Raw genomic sequence first — 7,651 nt, forward strand, 5'->3', positions numbered from 1 at the left:
AAGACAGCCATGGACCGCCTCGACAACACCGTCCGCCCCTACGCCTGGGGTTCGACCACCGCCATCCCGCGGCTGCTCGGCCTGGAGCCGACCGGCGAGCCGCAGGCGGAGATGTGGATGGGCGCCCACCCGGGCGCACCTTCGCGCACCGAGCGCGGTCCGCTCAGCGAGATCGTCGCCGAGGACCCGGCGAAGGAACTCGGCCGCGCCGCCGTCGCCAAGTTCGGCCCCCGCCTGCCGTTCCTCCTGAAGATCCTCGCCGCCGGCGCCCCCCTCTCCCTCCAGGTGCACCCAGACCTCGAACAGGCACGGGAGGGTTACGAGGACGAGGAGCGCCGCGGTGTCCCGATCGACGCCCCGCACCGCAACTACAAGGACGCCAACCACAAGCCCGAACTGATCTGCGCTCTCACCGAGTTCGACGGCCTGTGCGGCTTCCGCGCCCCCGAGGAGGCCGCCGCACTTCTCGAGGCCCTCGACGTCGACTCCCTCAAGCCGTACGTCGACCTGCTGCGCGCCCATCCGGAGGAGGCGGCGCTGCGCGAGGTCCTGACGGCGGTCCTGAGCGCCGACCCCGACGACATGGCCCGTACGGTCACCGAGACCACGGCCGCCTGCGCCCGCCTCGGCGGCGCCTACGCCCCGTACGCCGACCTCGCCCACCACTACCCGGGCGACCCCGGCGTCATCGCCGCGATGCTCCTCAACTACGTCCGGCTGCAGCCCGGCGAGGCCCTGTTCCTCGGCGCGGGCATCCCGCACGCGTACCTGAACGGCCTCGGCGTCGAGATCATGGCCAACAGCGACAACGTCCTGCGCTGCGGTCTGACCCCCAAGCACGTCGACGTCCCCGAACTCCTGCGCGTGGTCCGCTTCGAGGCGGGCGACCCCGGCGTCCTGCGCCCCGAGGCGTCCCCCGACGGCGAGGAGGTCTACGCGACCCCCATCGACGAGTTCCGCCTCTCCCGGTATGTCGTCGCCGAGGGCGCCGACCCGCACGACCTCACCCGCGAGACCCCGCAGATCCTGCTCTGCACCTCGGGTTCCGTGCGCGCCGACGGCATCGACCTGACCCCCGGCGGATCGGTCTTCGTACCGGCCGGCGAAAAGGCCGAACTGTCCGGTTCCGGCACGATCTTCCGTGCGACAGTGGTGGCCTGACGGGGCGACTGCGCTGGCCTGAGGCGCCGCTGACGGACCGGGCTGCAAGAATGGCGCACCGCAAAGGGCGGGCAAAGCCCGGACCGGGGTACCAGGGTACGAACGAGGTCCGGACGGCGTACGAAGGGACAGCAGGAGCAGATGAGCGCTTCAGGCGGCACCAAGGCGATCGTGGCGGCACTCGGCGCCAACCTCGCGATCGCGGTATCGAAGTTCGTGGCGTTCGCGTTCAGCGGCTCCTCCTCGATGCTCGCCGAGGGCGTTCACTCGCTCGCAGACTCCGGCAACCAGGCGCTGCTCCTGGTCGGCGGAAAGAAGGCGCAGCGCGCGGCGACCCCGCAGCATCCGTTCGGCTACGGCCGCGAGCGCTACATCTACGCCTTCCTCGTCTCGATCGTCCTGTTCTCCGTCGGCGGCATGTTCGCCGTCTACGAGGGCTTCGAGAAGATCAAGCACCCGCACGAGATCGAGCACTGGTACTGGCCGGTGGGCGTGCTGGTGTTCGCGATCATCGCCGAGAGCTTCTCCTTCCGTACGGCCATCCTGGAATCCAACCAGCTGCGCGGCTCGCACTCCTGGTCCCAGTTCATCCGCCGCGCCAAGGCCCCCGAGCTGCCCGTCGTCCTCCTGGAGGACTTCGGCGCCCTCATCGGTCTGGTCCTCGCGCTCGCCGGCGTCGGTCTGGCCCTGCTCACCGGCAATGGCGTCTGGGACGGCATCGGCACGGTCTGCATCGGTGTCCTGCTCATCCTGATCGCGCTGGTCCTCGCCGCCGAGACCAAGTCCCTCCTGCTGGGCGAGTCGGCGGGCCCCGAGGACACGGAGAAGATCGAGGCGGCGGTCGTCGACGGCGCCACCGTCACCGGCATCATCCACATGCGCACGCTCCACCTCGGCCCGGAGGAGCTCCTGGTCGCGGCGAAGATCGCCGTCAAGCACGACGACACGGCCGCCCAGGTGGCCTCCGCGATCGACGCCGCCGAGTCCCGCATCCGCACCGCGGTCCCGATCGCCCGGGTCATCTACCTGGAGCCGGACATCTACAGCGAGACGGAGGCGGCCAAGGGCGCGGACCGCGAGGCGACTCCCGGCGGACCGTCGCAGTCGCCGGCCGATCACTGACACCACCCGCTCGTACGCCGTCGGGGCCCGCCTGAGATCTCAGGCGGGCCCCGACGGCGTTCATCTCCGCCGTTCAGCCCTGCCGATCGGTTCCGCTGTTCAGCTCCGCCGGCCAACTCGCCCGACCCGGTCCGCAGTACGGCCCCGGAGGCATCACGGGCACCGCCCACCCCGTGAACGGCCCGGTGCCGGGCCGCCGGACCCCGCTCCGTCCAGAGGCGGACTGGGGAGGGACGGGCCCACCGGTGTAGCTTGGTCGGTGAGCCAGACGTCGCTGCTGATGGCGGTCGGGCGGTCCCACCGCGGACCGGCCGAGGGAGAGAGGGCCTCCGACGGACTGCGCTGCGCGCACCGGGCACTGCTGTGCCCTGCCGGGGCACGTCCGTGCCCCGTCGGGCATGCGTTCGTACCCACCGCCGCGCAGAACAGCCCTACCCACCTCGCCCCGATTCCGAGGAGCAGCTCGTATGACGACTGTCGACAACCGACAGGACTTCAAGGTCGCCGACCTCTCCCTGGCCGCCTTCGGCCGCAAGGAGATCACCCTCGCCGAGCACGAGATGCCCGGCCTGATGTCGATCCGCAAGGAGTACGCCGAGGCGCAGCCCCTCGCGGGCGCCCGCGTCACCGGCTCCCTGCACATGACGGTGCAGACCGCCGTCCTCATCGAGACCCTGGTCGCCCTCGGCGCCGAGGTCCGCTGGGCCTCCTGCAACATCTTCTCCACCCAGGACCACGCCGCCGCCGCCATCGCGGTCGGCCCGAACGGCACGCCCGAGAACCCGCAGGGCGTCCCGGTCTTCGCCTGGAAGGGCGAGACCCTGGAGGAGTACTGGTGGTGCACGGAGCAGGCGCTGACCTGGCCGAACACCCCCACCGGCGGCCCGAACATGATCCTGGACGACGGTGGTGACGCCACCATGCTCGTCCACAACGGCGTCGAGTACGAGAAGGACGGCAAGGTCCCCTCGGTCGACACCGCCGAGTCCGACGAGCACCGCGTCGTCCTCGAGCTCCTGCACCGCACCATCACGGACGGCTCGCAGAAGTGGACCCAGCTCGCCTCGGAGATCCGCGGCGTGACCGAGGAGACCACGACCGGCGTTCACCGCCTGTACGAGATGTACCGCGACGGCACCCTGCTGTTCCCGGCGATCAACGTGAACGACGCCGTCACCAAGTCGAAGTTCGACAACAAGTACGGCTGCCGCCACTCCCTGATCGACGGCATCAACCGCGCCACCGACACCCTGATCGGCGGCAAGACCGTCGTCGTCTGCGGCTACGGCGACGTGGGCAAGGGCTGCGCGGAGTCCCTGCGCGGTCAGGGCGCCCGCGTGATCATCACCGAGATCGACCCGATCTGCGCCCTGCAGGCGGCGATGGACGGCTACCAGGTCACGACCCTCGACGAGGTCATCGACAAGGCCGACATCTTCGTCACCACGACGGGCAACAAGGACATCATCATGGCCTCGGACATGGCCAAGATGAAGCACCAGGCGATCGTCGGGAACATCGGTCACTTCGACAACGAGATCGACATGGCCGGCCTCGCCAAGATCCCCGGCATCGTCAAGGACGAGGTCAAGCCCCAGGTCCACACCTGGAAGTTCCCCGACGGCAAGGTCCTCATCGTGCTGTCCGAGGGCCGCCTGCTGAACCTGGGCAACGCGACCGGCCACCCGTCCTTCGTGATGTCCAACTCGTTCGCGGACCAGACCCTGGCCCAGATCGAGCTGTTCACCAAGCCCGAGGAGTACCCGACCGACGTCTACGTGCTGCCCAAGCACCTGGACGAGAAGGTCGCCCGTCTCCACCTCGACGCGCTCGGCGTGAAGCTCACGACGCTCCGCCCCGAGCAGGCCGCGTACATCGGTGTCGAGGTCGAGGGCCCGTACAAGTCGGACCACTACCGCTACTGAGCACGCCCGCCGAGCAGCGGTACCACCGCTCGGCGTCCGGATGTCAGCAGGCCCTCGCCGTCCCGGCGGGGGCCTGTCCCCGATGAGGACCTGAACGCCCATGCCCCGCGGCCGCTATTCGCTCCATGACCCGCACGACCACACCCCCCTCGCCGAAGAGCACTTCCACTGCGCGCCCGGCCCTTCCGGCTGGCGCTATGTCTCCCAACTCACCACCCCCTCCGGTACAGAGCCCGACAGTGCCTCCCGGCAGGGCACGGTCACCGGCTCCGTCGACCTCACCCTCGACGAACTCGGCCGCCCGATCCGTCTCGAACTGCACGCCGCCAACTGGCAGGTGCGCGCCGCCGCCCTCGACGGCGTGACCTGGGTCCGCACCGACCCCGCCGGCACCGAGGCCACGGAGGGCAATGTGCCCGCCCATGCCTTCACCGGCACGTCCCCCGCGTTTCTCGTCGCCACCGCCCGTCTCCTTCGCCTCACCCCTTCCGCGGACGCCCCGGCGACCCGCGTACGCCTCGTCGCCTTCACCGACCCGGTCCTCGCTCCGCGCACCCTCGACCAGTCCTGGGCCTTGATCGCAAGCGAAACACACGCCACTGACAACGGTCCGCTGACCGTGGACGAATACCGGGTCACAGCACTGGACACGGGGGAGCAGCACGCCGTGCACATCGCGGGAGACGTGGTGCTCGCGGCCCCCGGCATGGAACTGGAGCACCTCGAATCACCGCCGTCGGTGTTTCCCTGACGGCGGGTTCGCACTCCGGGGGGCCAGGGACGCGGGGATGCGGAGCTGGCGGTGAACGCGGCTACGCGGGTGGGGCGAAGCCGGTCGTCGGGCGCTCAGCCTGGTCGCCCTGCTCGACCGGACCGGCAGGACCGGCCATGGGCGGCGAGGGCTGTGGGGCCGCCGGCTGTTGAGCCGTGACCGGATACCCGGCGGGGCCCGGCCCGGTCGGATAGCCGGTGGGGCTCGGATACCCGGCGGGGCCTGGATGTCCGGCGGGGGCGCCGGGTCCCGGCTGGAAGGGATAGCCGGCGGGGACACCTGGTCGGCCGGGCTGGCCGACGGGGCCGCCCGGCTGGGCGGGATAGCCGTGATAGCCGGGTTGGATCGGATGACCCGGCTGGATCGGATAACCCGGTTGGGCGGGATAGCCACCGGGTCCCGGGGCCGCGAATCCGGCCGGCGCGCTCCCGAACGCCCGACGGGCCTCCCGGGTCTGCCGCTCCTGCACCACGGCCGCCAGATACGCGCCCGCCGGCACCCCCTGCGGCGCCGGAACTCCGGTACGAGCGGCAAGATCCACGGCGAGTCGTTCCGCCATCGCCCCACCGACCTGCGGATCCAGCTGCTGCATCCGCGTCAGGTACTGGCGAATGGCCAGCCAGAGCCCGTCCGGAACGGCGGACAGATCGAGCTCCGCGAACCGCCCCGCCAGCCAGGGCGGCGGTGGAGGGACGTACGGCATGCGTCCCACCGGTATCCGTTCCCGTACGACAAGGGTCCCCGCGAAGACGTCACCGAGCCGCCGTCCGCGCTCCGACACCAGCGAGGCGATGCAGGCGACGATTCCGAACGTCATCAGAATCTCGACCACCCCCACGGCTCCGCGCACCAGCGCGTGCCGGAACCGGATCGGCCCGCCGTCGTCCCGCACCACCCGCAGCCCGCAGGCCAGCTTCCCCAAGGACCGGCCGTGGCTGAGCGTCTCGACGGCTATCGGCCCCCCGACCAGCACAAGGAGGAAACTCGCGATCGACACGGCGATCTGAGCCGCCTCGTCCAGGGCGGCGGTCGACGCGACCAGACCGATGGTCACGACGATGTAGACCACCACCGCCACGGCCAGATCGAGCAACACGGCCAGCGCCCGGCTCGGCAGTTTCGCGGGGCGCAGCTCCAGCGCCACCGCCTCGCCCGTCACTAGCTCACTCACGCGTGCCGTCCTTCCCCTGACCTGCCCCGAGAACCGCCAGTCTGCCAAGCTGAGGGCACATCGCGCCGCAGTAAGACAAGCTGACATCCAAGACGAGCAGCCGAGGAGCAGGCAAACCGATGGACCTCGATGTCTTCGTCTCCGCCCACCGAGCCGAGTGGGACAGACTCGACGCCCTGCTGCGCCGCCAGCGCCGCCTCACCGGAGCCGAGGCCGACGAACTCGTCACGCTGTACCAGCGCACCGCCACCCATCTCTCGCTGATCCAGTCCAGCGCGCCGGACCCCCAGCTCACGGGGCGCCTCAGCCAGCTCGTGGCACGCGCGCGCAGTGCGGTGACAGGCACCCGCCGAGCCTCCTGGCGCGATGTCACCCGCTTCCTGACGCACGGTTTCCCGGCAGCGGTCTACCGCTCCCGCCACTGGTGGGTGCCCACAGCGCTCCTGTCCACGGCGATAGCGGCCCTCCTCGGGTGGTGGATCGGCACACATCCCGAAGTCCAGGCCTCGATCGCCGCCCCCAGCGAACTGCGTGACCTCACGCGGCCCGGTGGCGAGTACGAGACCTACTACTCCAGCCACCCCGCGGCCTCCTTCGCCGCCCAGGTGTGGACGAACAACGCCCAGGCAGCGGCGATGTGCCTGGTCCTGGGCGTCTTCCTTGGCATCCCGGTCCTCTGGATCCTCTTCCAGAACATGCTGAACCTGGGCGTCGGTATCGGCCTGATGTCATCGGCCGGCCGCCTGGACACCTTCCTGGGGCTCGTCCTCCCGCACGGTCTGCTGGAACTGACCGCCGTCTTCGTCGCCGCGGGCACGGGACTGCGACTGGGCTGGACCGTGATCGACCCGGGCCCGCGATCCCGTCGCACCGCCCTCGCGGAAGAGGGCCGCGCCGCGCTGGGTATGGCGATAGGCCTGGCCCTGATCCTCTTCGTCTCCGGTGCCATCGAGGGCTTCGTGACGCCGTCGGGTCTGCCCACATGGGCCCGAATCGGCATCGGAATCGCGGCTGAACTGGCCTTTCTTCTCTACGTCTATGTCCTTGGAGGTCGGGCGGCACGCTCCGGCGAGACCGGTGACGTCGCGGCATGGGAGCGCAGCGCCACTCTCCCGACGGCCGCCTGATGTGCGTGCGCACCCGCTGACCTGCTAGTCTCCTCTTTGCCCCACAGGACCCATTGACATGGGTCGAGCGGGGAGGTAGATTTGAACAGTTGCCTAGAGCTGGACACATCCGGCGGCGGCAGTTAGAGTCTGCTCGCTTCTCAAAGCAATCGATACGTCGATTCAGCAGAAGCCCCTCCTGATGATTCAGAAATGGTCGCCGGTCAATCCGGCTCAGACATTCTGATAAAGTCGGAGTCGCCGGAAAGGAAAGTGCGAAAGCGCAAACCTGGAAAGCGCCGAGGAAATCAGGCCCGAAAGGATCTGATAGAGTCGGACTCGCCGGAAAGGGAAACGCGGAAGCGGGAACCTGGAAAGCACCGAGGAAATCGGA

The 7,651-nt window shown here is 69.8% G+C and carries 6 protein-coding genes; 5 read left to right on the forward strand and 1 reads right to left on the reverse strand.

What is annotated here, in order from left to right; translation table 11 throughout:
• Positions 1–9 precede the first annotated feature (9 nt).
• The 4 genes from manA to ACWD68_RS31275 all read left to right on the forward strand — a co-directional run bounded on the left by manA (position 10) and on the right by ACWD68_RS31275 (position 4,959).
• On the forward strand, positions 10–1,161 hold the full coding sequence (gene manA / locus ACWD68_RS31260) for a mannose-6-phosphate isomerase, class I (protein ID WP_451809822.1): 1,152 nt from the start codon (positions 10–12) through the stop codon (positions 1,159–1,161).
• A 141-nt stretch (positions 1,162–1,302) separates the two neighbouring features.
• Positions 1,303–2,283: a cation diffusion facilitator family transporter gene (locus ACWD68_RS31265; RefSeq protein WP_451809813.1), complete on the forward strand. Its 981-nt coding sequence runs from the start codon at positions 1,303–1,305 to the stop codon at positions 2,281–2,283.
• A gap of 467 nt (positions 2,284–2,750) precedes the next feature.
• Positions 2,751–4,208, forward strand: coding sequence for an adenosylhomocysteinase (gene ahcY / locus ACWD68_RS31270; RefSeq protein WP_451809814.1), 1,458 nt, complete (start codon positions 2,751–2,753; stop codon positions 4,206–4,208).
• A gap of 100 nt (positions 4,209–4,308) precedes the next feature.
• Positions 4,309–4,959, forward strand: a complete 651-nt coding sequence (locus ACWD68_RS31275) for a hypothetical protein (protein WP_451809815.1) — start codon at positions 4,309–4,311, stop codon at positions 4,957–4,959.
• A 61-nt stretch (positions 4,960–5,020) separates the two neighbouring features.
• Here ACWD68_RS31275 and ACWD68_RS31280 read toward each other — a convergent pair whose 3' ends face one another.
• The gene (locus tag ACWD68_RS31280) at positions 5,021–6,151 is read right to left on the reverse strand and encodes an RDD family protein (protein ID WP_451809816.1); all 1,131 of its coding nucleotides are present in this window, start codon (positions 6,149–6,151) and stop codon (positions 5,021–5,023) included.
• A 119-nt stretch (positions 6,152–6,270) separates the two neighbouring features.
• Here ACWD68_RS31280 and ACWD68_RS31285 point away from each other — a divergent pair, with 119 nt between their 5' ends.
• The gene (locus ACWD68_RS31285) at positions 6,271–7,278 is read left to right on the forward strand and encodes a stage II sporulation protein M (RefSeq protein ID WP_451809817.1); all 1,008 of its coding nucleotides are present in this window, start codon (positions 6,271–6,273) and stop codon (positions 7,276–7,278) included.
• Positions 7,279–7,651 lie beyond the last annotated feature (373 nt).

Source organism: Streptomyces sp. NPDC005141, from assembly GCF_053599975.1.

Coding starts and splice junctions, on each gene's coding strand:
- ACWD68_RS31265 (WP_451809813.1), top strand. CDS start 1,303: ATGAGCGCTTCAGGCGGCACCAAGGCGATCGTGGCGGCACTCGGCGCC.
- ACWD68_RS31275 (WP_451809815.1), top strand. CDS start 4,309: ATGCCCCGCGGCCGCTATTCGCTCCATGACCCGCACGACCACACCCCC.
- manA (WP_451809822.1), top strand. CDS start 10: ATGGACCGCCTCGACAACACCGTCCGCCCCTACGCCTGGGGTTCGACC.
- ahcY (WP_451809814.1), top strand. CDS start 2,751: ATGACGACTGTCGACAACCGACAGGACTTCAAGGTCGCCGACCTCTCC.
- ACWD68_RS31285 (WP_451809817.1), top strand. CDS start 6,271: ATGGACCTCGATGTCTTCGTCTCCGCCCACCGAGCCGAGTGGGACAGA.